The sequence below is a fragment of the Paenibacillus oceani genome, from assembly GCF_014705615.1.
Lineage (GTDB): Bacteria > Bacillota > Bacilli > Paenibacillales > NBRC-103111 > Paenibacillus_AB > Paenibacillus_AB oceani.
This window is the reverse complement of the sequence record NZ_JACXJA010000017.1, coordinates 73,138-91,965: the sequence shown is the minus strand read 5'-3', so window position 1 is coordinate 91,965 and position 18,828 is coordinate 73,138. Positions and strand designations below refer to the sequence as shown.

Genomic DNA, 18,828 nt, shown 5'->3' with positions numbered 1-18,828 from the left:
GCACGAATTGCTTGCAGCCTGCCGCTGGCCGTCGACCGGTTGCCCGCCGGAACTCATTTTTATTTCACACAATATTGGGATTTACCATTCACTAGCTTGTCACCTACTTGTATTATACCTTCGGGGAGGCGGAACGTACAGCTTGACTTCTCCACGCTCGCTTCCGGTTCGGCTATCCCAGCAAGAGCCGGTGTTGAAAAAAGGAGGACCGCCCGGGTCCACCTTCGGATTACGAATCGCTTAACGGAGCCGGATAACCCCTTCTCCCCACGTCTCGCTTCCGTAAAATAGTTCCAGCCGGTCGCCGTCGGCCAGCGCTCCGACCCCTGCCGGCGTGCCGGTGAATAGCACGTCTCCGCGTCCGATGCCGTAATGCTCGGCGCAAAAGTCGACGATCGTCTGCAAATCGAAGATCATCTCGGTGATGCTCCCTTTCTGCACGTTTTGGCCATTGATCCGAAGCCCGAACGGTTCGGAGCTGAACGCAAGCACACCGGGAAACGGACGGAAAGCCGAGATCGGGGCGGAATTGCGAAACCCTTTGGCGGCCAGCCAAGGATAGCCTTTTTTCTTCAGCTCGCCCTGCACGTCGCGCAGCGTCAGATCGACACCGAGCGCTACTCCGTCGATCAGCTCGTCTACTGGCAAGCCCGGCTTATAGTCGCGGCCGATCCGGATGACGACCTCCGCCTCATAATGCACCTCGCCGCGCGTCCCCGGCACCGCGATCTCGCTTCCGTCCATTAGCGCCAATGCATGGGTAGGCTTGGAGAACAGCATCGGCTGCTCGGGAACGGCGTTGCCCAGTTCTGCGGCATGTAATCTGTAGTTTCTTCCTACGCAATAAATGTTGCGAATCTCGCTGAATGCGCTCATCGGTTGTCTCCCGTCTATCTTATTTCGTAGTTATGATGCCCTCTTTGTTAATTTGAGCCCCGAACGAAATATCGGTCAATCGTTTGAACAGCTTGGCTGCCGCTTCCTCGCCCATCGGCTCGGGATTGGCCAGCTTCGTCAGTACCGGCACTGCCTGAAGCTCGCACCCTCCGTCCTTGGAGCAGGAAGCTTGCAAAATAACGGTCTCCCACGTTACCGGGTCCTCGTTCATTGTAAATATAAAGTTGCCGAGGCTGTAGGCGATCCATTTTCCTTTGTAATTCTCGAAGCCTTGCAGCACATGCGGGTGGCCACCGATAATCAGATCGGCTCCGGCATCGATGTACTGGCGGGCGTAATCTTTCTGATACGCCTCCGGCATATCGTGGCGTTCCAGCCCCCAATGTGCAACGACGACGACGAGGTCGGCTTCCTTCTTCGCTTTTTCGATCGTTTGCAGAGGGAGTGTCAGCGCATACGTGTCAGCCACGCCCGGCGTATCTTTGCCCGCCTTCCAATCCGTCGTCGGCACCACCTTGCTCAGTCCGATAAAGGCGATTTTCATCCCTTTTCTCTCAATAATGACCGGCTTGAACGCTTCCGCAACGTTCCTTCCGGCTCCGAACCAGCGAATGCCGTTTTTGTCGAGATGGGTGAACGTATCGAGCAGGCCGGTCGTACCGTAATCGAGAATATGGTTGTTCGCCAAATTGACGAGATCGATGCCCGCCTGCTTGAACGCGGGAAGCGCCGCAGGCGTCGAACGGTAAGCGTACTGCTTGATCTGCGCCGTCCCCCGCTCGGTTATCGGCGTCTCCAGGTTCGCGATCGTCAGATCGGCTCTTTCTAGATAGGACTGGACGTGCTTGTACGGATAGTCGTAGCCGTTTCTCTTCAGGGTCGCTTCCACGTTGTCGGCGAAGATGACATCCCCGACGAACGTAAGCTGGACGAGGTTCGGATCGTCCTGGCCGGCTCCGGCTCCGGCTCCGGCGCTTCCGCTGCCGTTTGGTTCTGGCGTGCCCGTGCCGGGTGTATTTCCCGAATCCGTTGGCGACGTACCGCCGGACGACGATGTTCCCGGGTTGGCTGTTTGCCCCGGAGGAGTCGCCTCCTGTTTTTGAGCGCTGTTATAAGTGATCCAGAAAAGGATCGCCAGCGTGAAAAAAGATACGATCAATACGGTAGTCGCCAGACGACGGCGTTTTTTATTTTTCATATGACTACGCTTGCGTTGAAATTTCTCTTTCCGGGACGTTTGTTCCATAACGGCTCCTTTTCCCCTTTTCTATGAACCTATTATATCAGAAAGAAACGCGGCGTGGTCGGCTTGCGGGAAGATTGGAAGCAGAACCGCGCGAATCGAATGGGCCCGCCGACTCCTTCCCCGGCATAAAAAAACAGGCCGGTCGTCATGACCAGCCTGCCAGCACAGGGGCTTAATCGACTCCGCTCACACTTGGGCTTCAGGCGAGGGTTGGGCCGATCCCCTCATCTTCCGCCGGAGCGCCTCGGGCCGGAATTCCGGTTCGGCTTGCCCCCGCCGCCGCGCGAATCTTTGCCCGGCGATCTGGCTTCGCCGCCGCCATAACCCGAAGAATGGCGGGATGATCCCGCGCCCTGGGACGGCGATGGCCGGGAGCCGTACTGGTGAGACCGTTCGCCGCGGCTGGCAGTTGGAGCCGGTTTGCCGGAAAAAGGGCGCTCCTGCCTCGGTGCGTCCATCCGGCCCCCACCCGAAGCGGTCCGCCGCTGGCCTTGATCGGCCGTTCTCGACGGCGCGCCTCCTCTGCCGCCCCGATTCGAATTCGGGGTACGGCTGCCGGCTTCCCGGTCCGACGCGAACTGCCACCCGCTGCCCCGGCGGCGCATCCCTTCTTCCTTGGCGCTCCCGCTCGGCTGATCTGCCTGCATCCGCTCAAGCGTTGATCCGATGCCTTGCTCGATTTCCCGGAGATGCCCGGCATCCTTGGGAGCGGCAAGCGTAATCGCCATCCCTTTCTGTCCGGCGCGCCCGGTCCGCCCGATCCGGTGAATATAACTTTCGGCGTCATGCGGGATGTCGTAGTTGAATACGTGGGTTACGCCTTCGACATCAAGACCGCGAGCCGCTACATCGGTGGCCACCAGCAGTTGGAGACCGGCCTCGCGGAACCGTTTCATCACCGCCTCCCGCTTCGCTTGGGACAAGTCGCCGTGCAGCTCGTCGACATTTTGCCCTTCGGCGAACAGCGCTTCGGTTAATTTTTTGGCGCGGATTTTGGTCCGGCAAAAAATAACGGCGAGATACGGCCGGTACAGCCGGATCAGTTGAAGCAGCGTATCGCGCTTCGCCCGGTCGGTCGTCTCGACGACCAACTGCCGGATCGAATCGAGCGTGACGGCGCGGCCCTGTACCCGGATATCGTCCGGACTTCGCATATACCGTTCGGCGAGCAGCCGGACCGATTCGGGAAACGTAGCGGAGAACAGCATCGTCTGCCGGTCGTCCGGCGTATGCCGGATCACTTCCTCCACTTCGGGCAGAAAGCCCATATGCAGCATCTGATCGGCTTCGTCCAGCACGAACGTTCCGAGCCGCGATAAATCGATCGTGCCGCGCCGTATATGATCAAGCAGCCGCCCCGGCGTAGCGATGACCAGATCCGGAGCTTGACCGAGCTTATGCGCCTGAGCGATAACGTCCTGCCCCCCGTATACCGGCAGCACGGTCGCTTGGACCGCCGAAGCCAGCTTTCCCGCTTCCTCGGTGATCTGAATGGCAAGCTCGCGCGTCGGGGTAAGAATCAAGGCCTGCACCTCACCTGTGCCAGGCCGCATCATTTGCAGCAGCGGGAGCAAAAACGCAAACGTTTTGCCGGTCCCCGTCTGGGCTTGTACAATAACATCCTTCCCGGTTAAAGCGATGGGAATCGTCTTCTCCTGTACCGGAGTGGGCACGGCCAGCCCTTCTTTGCGCAGCGCTTCATTAAGTCTTCCGGCTATGCCGAGCGACATAAAATTCATACTCAAAACCAACTACCTCTTTTCCAGCGAATACAGTTTGTCCTTTGCAGGAGCGATGATTTAAGTATAGGGGAAACGGCATCCGCCGTCCAACTCCGGTGAGTACGCCGCAGTATAGCCGGCTGGACGCGCTTACCGGCTCATTTTCGCCGACGAATAACCCGTTAGTCTTGGATGCCAGAACCCTCGTATTCCGACTTGGCTCAAAAATCGTTGACAATTTGGCTCTTGTGATATATCTTTAAATTAAGATTCTTAAACATGATATTTGTAACGAGGAGCGGTTCATATGAGCGATTTCCCTGCATTGGTCAAATCAAGAAGATCGGCGAACAAATTCATTCCGGGCATCGAGTTGCCTGACAAAGAGCTGGAAGAGCTGTTCGCTCTCGTCAAGTTCGCCCCGTCCGCGTTCAATCTGCAGCATACGAGTTACATCGTCGTTCGGGACCCGGCGAGGAAGGAACGAATATGTGAAGCGGCAAATAAGCAATATAAAGTTCATACGGCCTCCGCTGTTCTGGTCGTGCTCGGAGATACGCGCGCCCATCTGAATGCCGGTCCTATCAACGAGGGACTGCTGCACCTTGGCGTAATCGATCAGCGCGAGTACGACAGCACCGTGGAATCGACCATTTCCTTCTACGAGCAGCGGGGCGACTCCTTCATGAGAGAAGAAGCCGTCCGCAGCGCAAGCTTGTCGGCGATGCTGTTCATGCTGGCCGCGAAGGACAAAGGCTGGGACACGTGCCCGATGATCGGATTCGATCCGGATACGGTAAGCGATATTTTGAACATACCGGATACTTTGTTTCCTGCCATGATGATCACAATCGGCAAGGAGGATCCTTCGTCCCAAAGGCCGCGGGGCTACCGGAAACCGGTCGGGGAATTCGTCCGCTACGAGACGTTCGGGCCGGCAGACTCGCATTCCTAACACGATCCGCTGGTGGTATAATGAGTCTGCTAGGAACGTAAGCGACGAATATACCGCGAAAGGAGGCCGGAGGGATATGACTCCACCGAGAAACGAATCGCTGCAGATGTACGTCGTCTTGTCCAGAGCATGCCAATGGGTAAACGCGCATGCCGACCGGGACATCCGGAGGCACGGCTTGAACCGGACCGAATTCGGCGTTCTGGAGCTGTTGTATCATAAGGGGCGCCAGCCGTTGCAGCAGATTGGCGGCAAAGTATTGATGACGAGCGGCAACATTACCTACGTTGTCGACAAGCTGGAGAAGAAGGAACTCGCCGAACGGGTAGCCTGTGCGGAAGACAGACGGGTCTATTACGCGGAGATTACCGAGAAAGGAAAAGCGTTTATGGAGAACGCGTTTCCGGAGCATACGAAAGCAATTGAGGAAGCTGTTTCCGGGTTGACGCCGGAAGAACAAAAGCTGGCATCCGAGCTGCTCAAAAAGCTGGGCCTGACCGCAGAACAAAGCTTCAAGTGAGCGTCCTGCTAGGCAGACCGACAGACCCGCGGTCAGACAACCGTCCGGGGTAACAACGGCGGTCGGCTAGCCATGCGGACCGCTTCGGTCTCCTGCATGATCCGATTCCCGAAATCCGTTCCGGCGTTACTCCTCCCAGCCGCAAGCGTCATGTACGCAGCGCAGTTGCTAGATACTTGCGGCATACTATTTTTTTGCACCATTTTAACTTAAAATTAAGATTTTTATTGATAGATGATTTCCTATCCGTCTTTGTTGAAGTGTGTTGTGTATGTGCCATTATTCTAGGTATGGAGGCTGATTCGCTATGAATATTCAACGTTTTTCACCCGCTCAGCAAGGAACGGGAGCGTTTGACGGAGGTAAAATTATCGAGCAGAAGCCGATCGGATTTCCCGGTGAAGGCGGTGCCGTGAAACGTGTCGGTCCTCTCTTCTACTGGGCGTGGGCGTTTACGCCCAAGGATGGCTATATTCCCCCGCATCCGCATCAGGCCTTCGAGATTGTCACCTATGTGATCCAAGGCAAGGCTGTGCACGGAGACTCGCTGGGCACCAAGAGCACGATAGGGGCCGGCGGAGCGCAAGTGATGCAGACGGGATCGGGCGTCTCCCACGAGGAACGTTTTGTCGGACCGGATATGGAAGGATTTCAGATCTGGTTCGAGCCCGACCTTCGCCAAACACGTTACGATCAGCCGACCTATCGCCAATTCGAGCACGAGCAGTTCCCGATTCAAGAACACGAGGGTGTCACCGTCAAAGAAGTCATCGGCGGGCAATCGCCGGTAGCGCTGAAGGTGGATGCGCATATGCGGGATATTACAATACAGGCGGGCGGCGAATATGTGCTGGAGCTGGCGGCGGGACGTTCGATGGCGGTTCTGGCGATTCTCGGCACCGGATCTCTCGGTTCGGCCGATGACGAACCGTCGGAGCTGCATTCCAAAGATTTCGCCGTATTGGACGCAGGCGGGACGAGCGGCTCAGCCATTGTGAGAGCAGCGGCAGGTGAAGCTCTGCGACTCGTCGCGATCGACGTGCCCTCGGAAACCGATTATCCGCTGTATAACAAACGCTGATCGCACCGGATACCGACTCTCTGTCGAAACCGGCAATGAGAAGCCTCACATGCATAAGCTGCGAAAACCGGACTCCTAATCCAATACCCCGGTATGATTTGCACCTCATAAATGAGTCGGTATGCACGATGTGCCGCCAGTCAAGGCAGGAGACCGCTTACGGACCTACCCTGACTGCTTGTTCCGGCGGCGGAAAGCATAACCCGGGCGCTGGCGGCGGCGGAAAAAAAACGGGATAAAGAGCTCTCGCACCACGCACGGCACGAAAGCTGCTTTATCCCGTGTACGGTCCGGCCGTCACGGCCGACCGCGGAAGATCCGCTCCTATACCGTCCGTGGAGCGGCCAAATATTCTTGAAGCAGCCGGTACAATTGAATGACCCGATCCAAATTTTTGCTGAACCGGAACGAAATCTTCCTCTCGCCCTGCCAATAAAAAATAAACAGATTGTTGTGCCGCCCGACGACGAGCTCCACATCCCACTTCGAATCGTTCAGCCGGTACTTGTCCCGGTTAAAAAAAAGCTTCGGCCCTTCCTCCGAACGATACATGCCGACAAAGTCGTTCCCCATCTTCAGGTAATACCCTTGCTCCGCCGATGCGTGCCTTTCCTCCATAATGATTCAGCTCCTTCGCCCAAGTGATGAAGAGCCGATACTGGTCCTGCTCCCGTTCCCCGACCCCTGGCATACAAAAAAATCCCCCAAAAGCGCAGACCTGCTTCGTAGCCCATCGCTGTTCCTTTGGAAGCTCCCGTTATCCATAAGAAATTGCTTGGCACAACTTCCTATATTACAAAAAAACTCCGATCCAAATCGTTCGGCAGCTGGCTGGCTTGGCAAGGTCGATTCCGATCTGCTGCTTTAGCCCCTCTAGCTTTGCGTCGCCGGCTTTAGCCGGGTTTGCCGTTTGTCGGGAGGTAATCGAAGTTAGGTATGGTATGTATCGCGTCTTCCTTCTTAGAATAGGGGAGAAGCCCCTTCTTCGCATCCTCCTTTGTACCTATTTCCGGGAAAAACGCCCCGATTATTTACAATTTTCTTCTTTTTTTCGACAACTATTCCCGGTATATTCCATATGGTTACTATTTTTATCCTTTTTCGCGATGAATTCCCTTGCGCAAAATGAGTTTTTCCTGGGAGCCAGATGATTCAGTCCGCTAAAAAACGGACACGTTCCTCTCCAAAAAGAAAGGAATCGGGCGTTAACCCGATTCCCCGGCTTGCTGATCAGCCCTTAGATCCAAGCCCGGCTGACGATAACAAGCAAGATGAACAGTACCAGAATTACGCCTGTCGAAGTAAACAAGCCTCCAACTCCCGGACCGCAACCGCATCCTGCACCGCCAACGTATCCCATGGTCAGTCCTCCTCGATATTTCATGATTGTGCGGCCGACATCCGTTGCAACCGGCCAGGCTGCCCGATTGACAGTCGGGATGAATGAACCACACGATCTACAATATGAGGAGGGGCGGGTAACGGACTGTACAGATGTCCCGGCGAACGTAACTTTTTATCAATACCGGTTTGTGGCACTCCACTTACAGGTCGTCCGGATTTTTGATGACAAGAACGGGGACTTTCGCATGCTGCACCACATAATGGCTGACACTGCCGAGGAACAGCTCCTTCAGCGTGCTGAGCCCTCTGCTGCCGATTACGATCAGATCCGCTTGCAGCTCTTCGGCGTAATCGAGCAGGGCGCGCGCCGGATCTCCTTGAAGCAGCGCAGTCGCCGCATTCGGCAAATCCGTCGCCAGTTCCTTGGCTTCGTCCAGCGTTCTCTCCGAGTCGGACAACTCGTCCAGCTCCATGCGCACCGGCGCGGCGATCATCGCTTCACCTACGACCAGGTTCGGATAATGGAATACATGGGCGATCGTAAGCCGCGAGCCCGGTATGCTGCGAACGAGCTCCTTTGCGCGCAAGAGCGCCGACTGGGCTTGCTCCGATCCGTCATATGCGACCAGTACATGTTGAAATGGCATAAAAAGCACCTCTTTTGTTGGATAGATCGTTCTTACTCCAGCGTACCACTCGTCATGTCCGTACACTGTGAGAAACATCACAACCGATTGCAGTACATCCTACATCTATACCCCAATATGCCACGGTCGAAACAGTCCTGTTCCATCCGCTCCTCCTTAGGCCGTCCCCTGGATTCCGATTATAAGCTTGAATGTTTTCCGCGGTTTCCGGTCAAGCCGGACACCCTCAGACGTATCCAGAATGAATACGCTCCTGCCGACCCATATACGAACGTACAGGGAAATCACCGTGCGGGGCCAGTGGATGCCTCGCCGTTCATACTCGGTGCCGTCTTCCTGCTCAAATTCCGTGCGTACCAGCCACCGGTTTCCGATGCCGAACTCTACAAACTGCTTCATGAGACGCACCTGCCTTGGCTTGATAGATCAGCTGGACTTCGATTGGATTCGCTGGTAAAATAATACTTATGGTTTCACGAGTTTTTATTTTCGTCATTCGAAAGCTGATCGCGCCTAACAATCATCAAATGAACAAACAAACAAATAAACAGGACAGGTAACCCTCTGCTCGGATAGATGGATGTCGAAGGGGGTGGCCCTACTACGGCGTTTCCGTTTCATTTAGTTCCACCAAATGTATCCGTTATATTTCCAGTAACGACGAGTGAAGCACACCGTCTTTTCCCATCCGGGAGAAGGCGGTTATTTTTATTTAGGAGGAACGATAGGGATGGAATTTAGCAAATCTTATGATTTATGGATCGAGGAACACGTAGAGAGCCGATCCAGTGAAAGGCGGCGCAGGCTGCAGGAAGGTCATGGGCATGCGGAGAAGCTGTTTTTGGAACAGGTATGGTGGCCAGCAGTCGGGCAATTCCGCGCACTTCATCCGGAGTATGAAGTCAAAGATTTTCAGGACGGCTCGCGGTATATCGACTTCGCCTATATCCGTCCGCCCTACAGGATCGCCATCGAGATCGACGGTTACGGGCCGCATCTGCGGGACGTTGACCGTACCCGATTCGGCGATAATCTGATGCGCCAAAATCAGTTGGTGCTGGACGGCTGGAAAATCATCCGTTTCTCTTACGACGATATGATGAATAAGCAAAGGCGCTGCCAGCAAGTCATCCTGCAAATGTTGGGCAGATGGTTCGGAGAGCACGAACCGGTTGTACCGCTGCTCGGACGCGAGCTGGACATCGTCCGGCTTGCGGCGGGAAGGCTGGAGCCGATTACCCCGGCACACGTGGCCGCTCACCTTGGCATCCGCCCGGAGAATGCGCGCCGATGGCTGCATCGGCTCCAAAACAAAAACATTGTTCGCTCCGCAGGCGGCAGCGTTCGAATACGCTCCTACGTGCTGACCGAAACCGGAAAACTGCTATTTGTATGAGGCTAAGCTGCACTCTTGAGGGGTCGCAGCTGACGTTCACGGCCGATAGCCGACTGTTCATAATCGAGTGCCGGACTGCCGACTATTCACAGCCGAGTCCCGGACTGCCGACTGTACACTGCCGAGTGCCTGCAGCCGATTCCAACTGACGATAGTCGGACTGCCGACTCTAACCCTGCCGATTGGACCGCTCGATGCCGCCCCGAGGCGTAGCTCTAGTTTGTTTAAGAGCGGTTTGGGACTGCTATTTTGCCGATTGCGAGCACGTTTGTGGAAATAGAGGACGTTTCCCCCTCTTATTTCGGGCACTTACCGGAAGAACCGGCGGTTTGCTCGCAAATAGCAGTCTCCAAAAGCTCCTATTCCTCCGCCAACCCTGCAAATGCCAACAATAAGAGCTTCAGATCGCTCTTATGCCGATAGTTGAACTGCACACTGCCAACCCTGCCGATTGGACCGCTCGATGCCGCCCCGAGGCGTAGCTCTAGTTTGTTTAAGAGCGGTTTGGGACTGCTATTTTGCCGATTGCGAGCACGTTTGTGGAAATAGAGAACGTTTCCCTCCTCTTATTTCCATTACCGTTCATCGCTGTCCATCACCGCCCATCACGAATGATGCTTCCGCATGTCCGTGTGGAGCTTCTTCCAGCGCTTCTTCTCCTTCAGTTGCAGCGCCTTGTCCTCCTTGCGGGCCAAATAGGCAAGCTCCCGCTGCAGCTTCAAGTAGCTGTCGTAGCGGCCCTCTGGCAGCGCGCCGCTGCGGAGCGCTTCCTTCACCGCGCAGCCCGGCTCGTTGCCATGGCTGCAGTCGTCGAAGCGGCACGCCGCCGTGAGCTCCTCGACGTCGCGGAACCCGTGGCCGAGCCCCTCGTCCGCATGCCACAGCTGCAGCTCGCGCATGCCCGGCGTGTCGATCAGCACGCCGCCGCCCGGCAGCGGCACGAGCTCGCGGTGCGTCGTCGTATGACGCCCCTTGTCGTCATCCTCGCGGATCTCCCTCACGTTCATGACCGCTTCGCCATACAAGGCGTTGACGAGCGTCGACTTCCCTGCGCCTGACGACCCGAGAAGAGCGACCGTCTGCCCTTCGCCAAAATACGGCGCGAGTCTGTCCAGCCCTTCCCCTTCGGCTGCGCTGATCGTATAGATCGGCACGCCCATCGCGACGTGCTCCGCCTCCGCCGCCTTCCCACGCCTCTCGTCTTCACCGCACAGGTCCGCCTTCGTCAGCACGATGACCGGATTCGCTCCGCTCTCCCAAGCCAGAATCAGATACCTCTCCAGCCGCCTTACGTTAAAATCCTGGTTCAGCGCAGCAACCAGAAAAACCGTATCGACGTTAGCCGCCACGATCTGCTCATCTGTCACGAAGCCGGCCAGCTTCCGCGAAAATTTGCTCGTCCGCGGCAGGATCGAATGGATGATCGCCCTGTTGTCCGCTTCACGGTACCGGACTGTCACCCAGTCGCCTACAGCCGGGTAATCGCCGCGCCCCTGCGCCTGGTGTCTCAGCTTGCCCGCCACCTCCGCCAGCATATCTCCCCGTTCCGTGTAGATCCGGTACATATGGGTATGCTCCAGCGCGACTCGGCCAAATCCGTCTCCAGGCTGCGCGGTCTCCCGAAACTGCCGTTCTCTTTCAGCCGTCCAGCCCAAACGATTCATATTCGTATTCAACTTCATATTCAATGCGGATTCCTCCCGAAATGGACGGAAGCGGCATCCGCCACGTCATCAAGCGCGATACGCGGTCGGTGCTTCCGCCGTATTGATCGTTTCCGTTCCATTGTTACCTTCCAACTTGTTACCCGTATCCCCTACAAAGGCGCAGCCGCCTTTTCCCGCAATCAGCATGAACATATAACATCCATCCTTCCATAAGGAGCTTGAGCTCCGGATTAAATCATTTTCGAATTGGGGGAGCCCCCGGTAACAGGAAACCAACTGCCCATTCCCTGTACAAAAACAAAAGAGCCGCCGTCGAAATCAGCAGCCCTCTCTATCATATTCCAGATCCGTCCCCCTTACACGGGACATCTTCGTTATATTCGTTTTTTCACCGGAGACAGCACCTGCTCGGCGAGGCAAAATTCGTCACCCTTTGCCCCCGTACTCCTTCGGGGTCACTCCGCAAAACGCCTTGAACAGTTTGACGAAATAGCTCTTATTGTCATACCCGAGCCGATCGGCCACCTCCCGCACCGTGTAACGGGATAAATCAAGCAACTCCTTCGCCTTCTCCATCTTCGTCCGGGTAACGAAATCGACGAACGTCTCATTCGTTTCCTTTTTGAACAGCCGGCTGAAATAGCTGGCATTCAGGTGCAGATGATCCGCCACCTCTTCCAGCGAAATTTTCCGGTGAATGTTCAGCTCGACGAACCGCTGCGCTTCAGATATTTCCGCCCGCTGCGGCTGGCCGTAGATGGCCCCCATCCGGGATGCCGCCTCCCGCATCGCTTCGATCGTATAGCGGGTCAGACGGTCCAGCCGCTCGGCTTCGAGAAACGTCTGATGCAGTGCCTCCCGGGAGTAGACGGAAGGGACATGCTCCATCGTTTTGAATTTCATATGCAGATCGAGCACCATCTTCAAAAACCATTCCTTCACCGCCTCGGGCGGATACCCGCCTTCCCGAATCCGGGCCGCCCAAGCGAGGACGACCGGCTCGATACGGTCCGTCTCCTGAAGCAGCACGGCCTTGCGGCATTCATCCAGCGCCTGCGGGTACAAGGCGAATAGATCGTCCTGCGTAAAAACGGGCTCCGCCCAGTCGGCGATAACGCACTCCGGCAAATAAAAACGCGAAGTCCGCCCATCCGCCAGCCGCTGCATATCGGAGCGAAGCAGAAGCGGGTCGGAGGAAGCGATCCCCATCATGCAAGTGACGGACAGCTTCAAATACGATCCGAGCGCATCCCTAATCCGTTTCAGCACCGATTCGACCCGGTACTTGCCGATCGTCCCCCCGCTGACGCCCGGGTCAGGCCCGAACAGCAGCAGTAGCTCGCGATGGGTGACACGAAACGCGGCCACGTCTCCGCCGTAGCTGCGAAGCAGCTCTTCCGTTACGTTTTCTACGGCGAAGATGCAGTTGTCTTCCGAGACAAACCGCGCTTTCGCATCCGGATAATTGTCGACGACGAGCAGCACCGGCAGGACGGGCGCACTGCCGAGTCGGATGCCGAACCCGGACGCTAGCTCGCGCCACCCGGCGATATCCGCGATCGGATGGTACAGCAGACTGCGGATGAACTGCTCCTTGCGAATCGAACGATTGTGAACGGACTGAACCTCCGAGGCCAGCATTTTCCCCGCTCCCTCAGCAGCTTCCCGTTCCTCCAGCCGCTTCACGACAGTGCGCAGCAGCTCTTCAATCGTAGCCGGGCTCACGGTTTCTTTCAGCACGTAATCGTCAACCCCGAGCTTGATCGCCTGCTGGGCGTATTTAAACTCATCGTGGCACGACAAGATGATGACGGACACGTCCGGCTTCAGCTTTTTTACCCGTTCCGTCAACTGCAAGCCGTCCATCTGCGGCATCCCGATATCGGTAATCAACAGATCCGGAGGCTCAGCGTTCACCGCATGCTCGTACGCCTTGGCCCCGTTCTCGAACGCGCCGGCCAGCCGCAGACCCAGCTTGTCCCAAGGAATCGCATGCCTCAAAAAATCGAGTACGGGCACATCGTCGTCGACGATCACCACGTTACGCGCCGGTTTCGGATTCGTCATCGGTATCGCTCTCCCCTCTCCGCTTCGCGGGAATGTGCAGCGTAAAACGCGTCCCTGCTCCCGGCCTGCTGTCGATATGGACCGAGAAGTCCGCGCCGTACAGCAGCTTCATCCGGTCTACTACGTTTTTCACGCCGATCCCCGTCAGCTCGGCGCCGCTCCGGGACGTATCCCCGGACGGACGGTCCAGCTTCTCCCGCAGCTCCTGCAAACGTCCGGCGTCCATCCCTTTGCCGTCGTCCTCGATCCGGACCAGCAGCTGCTCGCCCGACAACCAGGCCATAATCCGGATCGTTCCCTTGTTATGCTCCAGTCCGTGCAGGAAGGCGTTCTCGATCAGCGGCTGCATGAAAAACCGCGGCACCGTCACCGGCAGCGATTCGGGCGACAGCGATACGTCCAGCTCGATCGTTTCGTTGTGACGGAAATTCATCAGCTTGACGTAATGCAGCACCGTGTCCGCCTCTTCCCGCAGCGGGATCAGCTCATTGCTCCGGTTGATCGTCATCCGCAGCAGAACCGCCAGCGAGCTGATCAGCGCGGCGTTCTCCTCGTCGCCCTTCATCATGATCCGCATCCGGATCGAATTCAGCACGTTGAACAAAAAATGCGGGTTGATCTGCGCCTGCAGCATCTCAAGCTCCGCCTTCCGCTTCAGCGTCTGCTCCTCGCGCACCTGGACGATCATCTCCCCGATCCGGTCCAGCATCTGATCGAACGACCGGCCGAGCCGGCCGATCTCGTCGCTTCCGCTAATGTTCGAACGAACCTCCAGCTTGCCGGACTCGACCTGGGCCGCTACGCGTCCGAGACGGATCATCGGCTGGGTCAGCCGGCTCATCAGCGTGATCAGGATCGCCAAAAAGGCCGTAAGCGAAACGAGCTGTACGATCAGATTCGTCCGCTGCACATTCGTCACCTTCCCGACAGCGTCGTCGTACGGCACCGTGCTGACCAGCTCCCAATCGGCGTACGCCAGCTTATGCCGGAACAGCAGCGACGTCTCCCCTTCGATGGTCGCCATCGCCGACTGCCCCTCCGCGGGCATCAGATGCAGGTACGACACCGGCTTGCCGATCCGCTCCACCTCACGATGCGACAGCACGGTCCCCTTGGAATCGATGAGCGATATATCCTGCTTCGACACGTTCGAGCTGAACACTTGGCTGACGTGCTTCTCGCCCAGACTGACGATGATCGTCGCCAGCAGCTCCCCGTTATGGTTGCGAATCTGCCTCGCGATCGTAATGACGTAAGGGTTCTCCGTCTTGTCATACTGCAAATAATTGGCATGAATGCCGATCCAGAACGCATCGTAGCCGCTTCGTCCGGAGAGCTCCGGATACCACGCCTCCCGCTCGAACGAGCGCGGATCGTACTCCGTAGTCGGATAATTCGTATAAAAGGTGCCGTTCGGCATCACGATGCTCATATGCATCCGCTCGTTCGGAAACGAAATCGCTTCCAACTTTAACGCCATTTTTTTGACATTCGCCACTTGCGAGACGACGTCCATCGGGCTGCCCGCCTTATAGGCGTTCCAGTTCTCCCTGACGATCGCCGAGATGTCCGCGTCAAACTGCAAGTAGTTCGTGATATAGATCATCTTGTTGACCAGGTTGGTCGCATACCGGTCCACAACTCCAAGCGAATCGGCGACATTGGTCGCCGCCTGCTCCCGCAGCACATCCCGGGTCAAGTACCGGGTCGCAAACAGCGTAAACAGAACGGGCACGATCAGGCATAGAATCGAAGTGACCAGCAGCTTGTGCCGAAGCGACATCTTCCATTTTCGAGTGATCCGGTTGATCCGGTTGCCGATCATGATGTGTGAACCCTCCAGGTGACTTCTATCTGACCAGTATATCAAACCTGCAAAGGAACGCCAGCACGACGACCCCCGAAACGCCGAGCAAGAGAGCGGACAACTCCGCTCCCTTGGGACAATCTTATTTCTTATTGGCGTTTACGAGCTTCTGCAGCCGTTCCTTGGCAGCCGCTATCGACTTGTCAATATCTTGCTGACCGAGCAGCAGCTTCTCGACTTCTTCCTGATACACTTTATACACTTCCGCCTGATAAGGCAGCGCCGGAGGCAGGGTAACCGGCTTCGTATTGTTGAGCACGTACAGCAGCGATTCTTTGTCGATATTTTCCGGATTTTTCGTTGATTGGATAATCGAGTCCAGCAGCTTGCCGGAATCTTCCTTTTTCCAGGAGGTCATATATTTCTGCATAATCGACAAGCCTTCCGTGGAGAAAAACCGCATGAACTTATACGCTTCTTCTTTATGCTTGGACGTCGAAGCGATGGCCAAATAGTTGGAGGACGACATCGCATGGCCCGCCGGGTCGGACTTTTCGTTCCGCGGCATCGGGGCGAATACAGTTTTGAACGTCGACGGGAACTGGTCGGTGCCGCCCACCTCTCCGATCATCCACGAGCCCATCGCCATCATGCTGACGTTCTGGTTGAAATAAAGCGGCCGGTACGCAAGCTTCTGCGAGATCGCATCGGCGTAAGGAATCGCCGACTTGTCCACCATCTCGGAGCGCTGGCGGATTTCAAGCGATTTGCGGACGCCCGGATGATCCATATTCAGCGAGCCGTCGGACCAGACGATATCGTTTTTGCCAGGCTGGTTCCACATGCCCAGCAGGAAGAAGTCGGCCCAGGAATGGTAATATGTGCCGTACCGCTTGGAAGCGCCTTCGCCTTTGGTCATCTTTTTCGCATAGTCCAAATAATCGTCCCAGGTCCAGTCGATCGTCGGCACCTTCAAGCCCGCTTCGTCCAGATGGTTTTTGTTCATAATGACGAACCATTGGTTGAACGTTCCGGGAAGGGCGTAATATTTGCCGTCCAGCAGCGTGTCCGTTTTGTATTCGTCCGTGAATTTGAAGCCTTCCTTCTCGATAAAGCTGTTCAGCGGCTCCAGCATGCCATTCGCTGCACGCTGCGAGTAGCTTCGCGCATCCGCCAGCAGGAACACGTCCAGCGGTTCGCCGGAAGCGGCCAGCAGGTCGATCTTTTTCGTCACTTCATCCGAGGTCGGCTCGGTCATGCCGACATAGTCGATTTTGATGCCCGGATTTTTCTCCTCGAACTTGGCGATGACGGGCGCCATCATCGTTTTGTCGAACGTTACGTTTTGCGCATGGAAGCGCACCGTTACCGGCGCTTTAGCTCCGTTTGCCCCTTCAGACGAAGCGGAATTCGGCTCTTTATCGCCGCTGCTGCACGCAGCTACCGCTCCGGCTGCGACGACGGTCGTCATTACGGCAGCGAATCGTTTTTTCCACATGGTGCTTTCCCCCTGTTTGCTCATATCACGGTTCTGTATGCATCATAGCATGGCTCGAATCCGGTTAAAGCCAACTCGTTTTACCCGTTTCGAAATATTTTTACCCTTTCACTCCGCCGAGCGAGATTCCTTCGATCACCTGCTTCTGCCCGACGATAAAGATGAGGAGCAGCGGCAAGATCGCCGATACGGAAGCGGCCATCATCAGCGAGTAAAATTCGCCATAGGCGTCCGCAAACTTCTTGATCCCGAGCGGCAGCGTGAACAGGTCCGGACTTTTCAGGAAAATCAGCGGATTCTGGTAATCGTTCCACGTCCAGATGAAGCGCAGAATACCGTATGTGGCGATCGCCGGCTTCACCAGCGGAATGCCGATGCGGAAAAACGTCTTCCAGTGGCCGGCGCCGTCGATTTTGGCCGCTTCCATATATTCGTTGTTGATGCCCATAAAAAACTGGCGGAGCATAAACGTGCCAAGCACGCTGAAGCTGTTCAGCAGCACAAGTCCGAGATGCGTATCGAACAAGCCGAGCTGGCGGTAAAAAATAAATTGCGGAACGAGAATCGCCTGCGCCGGAATCATATACGTGGCAAGCACGATCATAAACATCGCGCCGCTGCCCGCGAAACGGATCTTGGCGAACGCATAGGCGGCCATGCACGAGACGAGCACTGACGTAGCCGTCGTAATGACCGTCACCTTGATCGAGTTCCAATAGTACAAATAAAACGGATATTGTCCGGCCCATACGTCGGTGTAGTTTTTGACCGCTTGAAACGTCTCCGGAATCCAACGGATCGGAAATTGGAACACTTCGGTCTCCGGCTTCATCGACGAGGAGATCATCCAGGCGAAAGGCAGCAAGAACACGATGCCGAACGCCAGCATGACGATCGTAACTAGCAGCTTGCGGATACTCAGTTGTCGGACCATGATGACTTCCCTCCTAGTAATTCACCCATTTGCGCTGCCCCCACCACTGCACCAGCGTAACCGCGAAAATAGCGAGGAACAGGAACAAAGCCATCGTGGACGCGTAGCTCATTTTCAGATTAACGAACGCCGTCTCGTACAGATGATACACGACGACCGAGGTCGACCCGGCCGGACCTCCCTTGGTGAGCACCTGGATGAGATCGAATACTTTGAACGTGCCGATAATGCCTGTAATCATCAGGAAAAAGGTCGTCGGAGACAGCATCGGAAGCGTAATGAAGCGGAATTTATGCCACGCCTTCGCCCCGTCGATATCGGCCGCTTCATAGAAGTCTTTCGGAATCGACTGCAGGCCCGCCGTGTAAATGATCAGATTGTACCCGATCGAGATCCAGACCATAATCATCATCACGCTCGGCAGCGCGAATTGAAGGTCAGCAATCCATTTCGGCGGGTCCGCGATCCCGATCGAGCGCAGAAACTCGTTAACCGGCCCGAACGACGGATGAAACAGCACCTGCCATACGATCGCGACGGCTACGACGCTCGAGATGTAGGGCATGAAATAGATAACTTTGAACATGTCCTTGAAGTAGACGTACCGGTTAATAATTACTGCCAGCAGCAACGATACGGCGAGCGAGATCGGTACGACGAGAATAAAGATCAGGTTATTTTTCAACGATTTCCAAAAGATGTCGTCTGCAAACAATTTCTCGAAATTGGCGAAACCGACGAACTCGACTTTTTTGAACCCAAGCAAAAAGTTCCATTCGGTAAAGCTGAGCATGAATGAAGCCAAAATCGGCATAATCATCAAGACGGTGACCCCGATCAGCATCGGCGCTATAAATACGTAACCCGTCAACGTTTCCTTCCACTGCTGCTTGCTGCGCTGCGGTTTTGTCCCCGCTTCTGCAACTGCGGCCGTCGGCTGTTGGTGCAACTTGTTCACCCTCCCGTTCCTGCGGATGTTTCTCCTGCTGTCTGTATGTCCCATTGTATAAAAGAGGGCGGTTCGTCCGTAAGCAACGGCGATGACCGT

Annotated in this window: 18 protein-coding genes and 1 riboswitch; of the genes, 4 read left to right on the top strand and 14 right to left on the bottom strand. The window is 56.0% G+C overall.

Annotated features, from left to right (window positions below):
- Positions 1–240 precede the first annotated feature (240 nt).
- The 3 genes from IDH45_RS14575 to IDH45_RS14565 all read right to left on the bottom strand — a co-directional run bounded on the left by IDH45_RS14575 (position 241) and on the right by IDH45_RS14565 (position 3,882).
- Positions 241–876 (bottom strand): fumarylacetoacetate hydrolase family protein, encoded by a 636-nt coding sequence (locus IDH45_RS14575; RefSeq protein WP_190928802.1) that lies wholly within the window; start codon positions 874–876, stop codon positions 241–243.
- A gap of 19 nt (positions 877–895) precedes the next feature.
- Positions 896–2,095: a CapA family protein gene (locus IDH45_RS14570; RefSeq protein WP_223836660.1), complete on the bottom strand. Its 1,200-nt coding sequence runs from the start codon at positions 2,093–2,095 to the stop codon at positions 896–898.
- Between the two features lie 272 nt (positions 2,096–2,367).
- Positions 2,368–3,882: a DEAD/DEAH box helicase gene (locus tag IDH45_RS14565; protein ID WP_190928882.1), complete on the bottom strand. Its 1,515-nt coding sequence runs from the start codon at positions 3,880–3,882 to the stop codon at positions 2,368–2,370.
- Between the two features lie 289 nt (positions 3,883–4,171).
- Here IDH45_RS14565 and IDH45_RS14560 point away from each other — a divergent pair, with 289 nt between their 5' ends.
- From IDH45_RS14560 to IDH45_RS14550, 3 genes are all read left to right on the top strand, one after another.
- Positions 4,172–4,819, top strand: a complete 648-nt coding sequence (locus IDH45_RS14560; RefSeq protein WP_190928798.1) for a nitroreductase family protein — start codon at positions 4,172–4,174, stop codon at positions 4,817–4,819.
- Positions 4,820–4,895: 76 nt separating this feature from the next.
- Positions 4,896–5,339: a MarR family winged helix-turn-helix transcriptional regulator gene (locus tag IDH45_RS14555; protein WP_190928796.1), complete on the top strand. Its 444-nt coding sequence runs from the start codon at positions 4,896–4,898 to the stop codon at positions 5,337–5,339.
- Positions 5,340–5,646: 307 nt separating this feature from the next.
- Complete coding sequence (locus tag IDH45_RS14550; RefSeq protein WP_190928794.1) at positions 5,647–6,420, top strand: pirin family protein; 774 nt, start codon at positions 5,647–5,649, stop codon at positions 6,418–6,420.
- Positions 6,421–6,744: 324 nt separating this feature from the next.
- On the opposite strand, the gene IDH45_RS14545 is transcribed toward IDH45_RS14550, so the two are convergent.
- The 4 genes from IDH45_RS14545 to IDH45_RS14530 all read right to left on the bottom strand — a co-directional run bounded on the left by IDH45_RS14545 (position 6,745) and on the right by IDH45_RS14530 (position 8,810).
- Positions 6,745–7,038: a hypothetical protein gene (locus IDH45_RS14545; protein WP_190928792.1), complete on the bottom strand. Its 294-nt coding sequence runs from the start codon at positions 7,036–7,038 to the stop codon at positions 6,745–6,747.
- A gap of 201 nt (positions 7,039–7,239) precedes the next feature.
- A riboswitch (cyclic di-GMP riboswitch) is annotated at positions 7,240–7,338 on the bottom strand.
- A gap of 319 nt (positions 7,339–7,657) precedes the next feature.
- Positions 7,658–7,780 carry a sporulation protein YjcZ gene (locus IDH45_RS14540; RefSeq protein WP_190928791.1) on the bottom strand — a complete coding sequence of 41 codons (123 nt, stop codon included), beginning with the start codon at positions 7,778–7,780 and terminating at the stop codon, positions 7,658–7,660.
- 184 nt (positions 7,781–7,964) lie between these two features.
- Positions 7,965–8,411 (bottom strand): universal stress protein, encoded by a 447-nt coding sequence (locus IDH45_RS14535; protein WP_190928789.1) that lies wholly within the window; start codon positions 8,409–8,411, stop codon positions 7,965–7,967.
- 156 nt (positions 8,412–8,567) lie between these two features.
- The gene (locus IDH45_RS14530; protein WP_190928787.1) at positions 8,568–8,810 is read right to left on the bottom strand and encodes a DUF3977 family protein; all 243 of its coding nucleotides are present in this window, start codon (positions 8,808–8,810) and stop codon (positions 8,568–8,570) included.
- 331 nt (positions 8,811–9,141) lie between these two features.
- On the opposite strand from IDH45_RS14530, the gene IDH45_RS14525 reads away from it, so the two are divergent.
- On the top strand, positions 9,142–9,807 hold the full coding sequence (locus IDH45_RS14525) for a DNA-binding response regulator (protein WP_190928785.1): 666 nt from the start codon (positions 9,142–9,144) through the stop codon (positions 9,805–9,807).
- A gap of 605 nt (positions 9,808–10,412) precedes the next feature.
- Here IDH45_RS14525 and rsgA read toward each other — a convergent pair.
- From rsgA to IDH45_RS14495, 7 genes are all read right to left on the bottom strand, one after another.
- Positions 10,413–11,489, bottom strand: a complete 1,077-nt coding sequence (rsgA, locus tag IDH45_RS14520) for a ribosome small subunit-dependent GTPase A (protein WP_223836670.1) — start codon at positions 11,487–11,489, stop codon at positions 10,413–10,415.
- Positions 11,490–11,540: 51 nt separating this feature from the next.
- The gene (locus IDH45_RS34675; protein WP_263364821.1) at positions 11,541–11,666 is read right to left on the bottom strand and encodes a hypothetical protein; all 126 of its coding nucleotides are present in this window, start codon (positions 11,664–11,666) and stop codon (positions 11,541–11,543) included.
- Positions 11,667–11,900: 234 nt separating this feature from the next.
- The gene (locus IDH45_RS14515; protein WP_190928783.1) at positions 11,901–13,541 is read right to left on the bottom strand and encodes a response regulator transcription factor; all 1,641 of its coding nucleotides are present in this window, start codon (positions 13,539–13,541) and stop codon (positions 11,901–11,903) included.
- Positions 13,516–15,366: a sensor histidine kinase gene (locus tag IDH45_RS14510; protein WP_190928782.1), complete on the bottom strand. Its 1,851-nt coding sequence runs from the start codon at positions 15,364–15,366 to the stop codon at positions 13,516–13,518. Before IDH45_RS14510 ends, IDH45_RS14515 begins: the two co-directional genes overlap by 26 nt.
- Positions 15,367–15,490: 124 nt before the next feature.
- Positions 15,491–16,846, bottom strand: coding sequence for an ABC transporter substrate-binding protein (locus IDH45_RS14505; protein WP_190928780.1), 1,356 nt, complete (start codon positions 16,844–16,846; stop codon positions 15,491–15,493).
- A 100-nt stretch (positions 16,847–16,946) separates the two neighbouring features.
- Positions 16,947–17,780 (bottom strand): carbohydrate ABC transporter permease, encoded by an 834-nt coding sequence (locus tag IDH45_RS14500; protein WP_190928778.1) that lies wholly within the window; start codon positions 17,778–17,780, stop codon positions 16,947–16,949.
- A 13-nt stretch (positions 17,781–17,793) separates the two neighbouring features.
- The gene (locus IDH45_RS14495; protein ID WP_397327064.1) at positions 17,794–18,729 is read right to left on the bottom strand and encodes a carbohydrate ABC transporter permease; all 936 of its coding nucleotides are present in this window, start codon (positions 18,727–18,729) and stop codon (positions 17,794–17,796) included.
- Positions 18,730–18,828 lie beyond the last annotated feature (99 nt).

Excerpts from the sequence above, each read along its gene's own strand:
- IDH45_RS34675 (WP_263364821.1), bottom strand. The coding sequence starts at position 11,666 with ATGTTCATGCTGATTGCGGGAAAAGGCGGCTGCGCCTTTGTAGGGGAT.
- IDH45_RS14540 (WP_190928791.1), bottom strand. The coding sequence starts at position 7,780 with ATGGGATACGTTGGCGGTGCAGGATGCGGTTGCGGTCCGGGAGTTGGA.
- IDH45_RS14565 (WP_190928882.1), bottom strand. The coding sequence starts at position 3,882 with ATGAATTTTATGTCGCTCGGCATAGCCGGAAGACTTAATGAAGCGCTG.
- IDH45_RS14530 (WP_190928787.1), bottom strand. The coding sequence starts at position 8,810 with ATGAAGCAGTTTGTAGAGTTCGGCATCGGAAACCGGTGGCTGGTACGC.
- rsgA (WP_223836670.1), bottom strand. The coding sequence starts at position 11,489 with ATGAAGTTGAATACGAATATGAATCGTTTGGGCTGGACGGCTGAAAGA.
- IDH45_RS14570 (WP_223836660.1), bottom strand. The coding sequence starts at position 2,095 with ATGAAAAATAAAAAACGCCGTCGTCTGGCGACTACCGTATTGATCGTA.
- IDH45_RS14500 (WP_190928778.1), bottom strand. The coding sequence starts at position 17,780 with ATGGTCCGACAACTGAGTATCCGCAAGCTGCTAGTTACGATCGTCATG.
- IDH45_RS14510 (WP_190928782.1), bottom strand. The coding sequence starts at position 15,366 with ATGATCGGCAACCGGATCAACCGGATCACTCGAAAATGGAAGATGTCG.
- IDH45_RS14535 (WP_190928789.1), bottom strand. The coding sequence starts at position 8,411 with ATGCCATTTCAACATGTACTGGTCGCATATGACGGATCGGAGCAAGCC.
- IDH45_RS14550 (WP_190928794.1), top strand. The coding sequence starts at position 5,647 with ATGAATATTCAACGTTTTTCACCCGCTCAGCAAGGAACGGGAGCGTTT.
- IDH45_RS14575 (WP_190928802.1), bottom strand. The coding sequence starts at position 876 with ATGAGCGCATTCAGCGAGATTCGCAACATTTATTGCGTAGGAAGAAAC.
- IDH45_RS14505 (WP_190928780.1), bottom strand. The coding sequence starts at position 16,846 with ATGTGGAAAAAACGATTCGCTGCCGTAATGACGACCGTCGTCGCAGCC.
- IDH45_RS14545 (WP_190928792.1), bottom strand. The coding sequence starts at position 7,038 with ATGGAGGAAAGGCACGCATCGGCGGAGCAAGGGTATTACCTGAAGATG.
- IDH45_RS14555 (WP_190928796.1), top strand. The coding sequence starts at position 4,896 with ATGACTCCACCGAGAAACGAATCGCTGCAGATGTACGTCGTCTTGTCC.
- IDH45_RS14560 (WP_190928798.1), top strand. The coding sequence starts at position 4,172 with ATGAGCGATTTCCCTGCATTGGTCAAATCAAGAAGATCGGCGAACAAA.
- IDH45_RS14525 (WP_190928785.1), top strand. The coding sequence starts at position 9,142 with ATGGAATTTAGCAAATCTTATGATTTATGGATCGAGGAACACGTAGAG.
- IDH45_RS14515 (WP_190928783.1), bottom strand. The coding sequence starts at position 13,541 with ATGACGAATCCGAAACCGGCGCGTAACGTGGTGATCGTCGACGACGAT.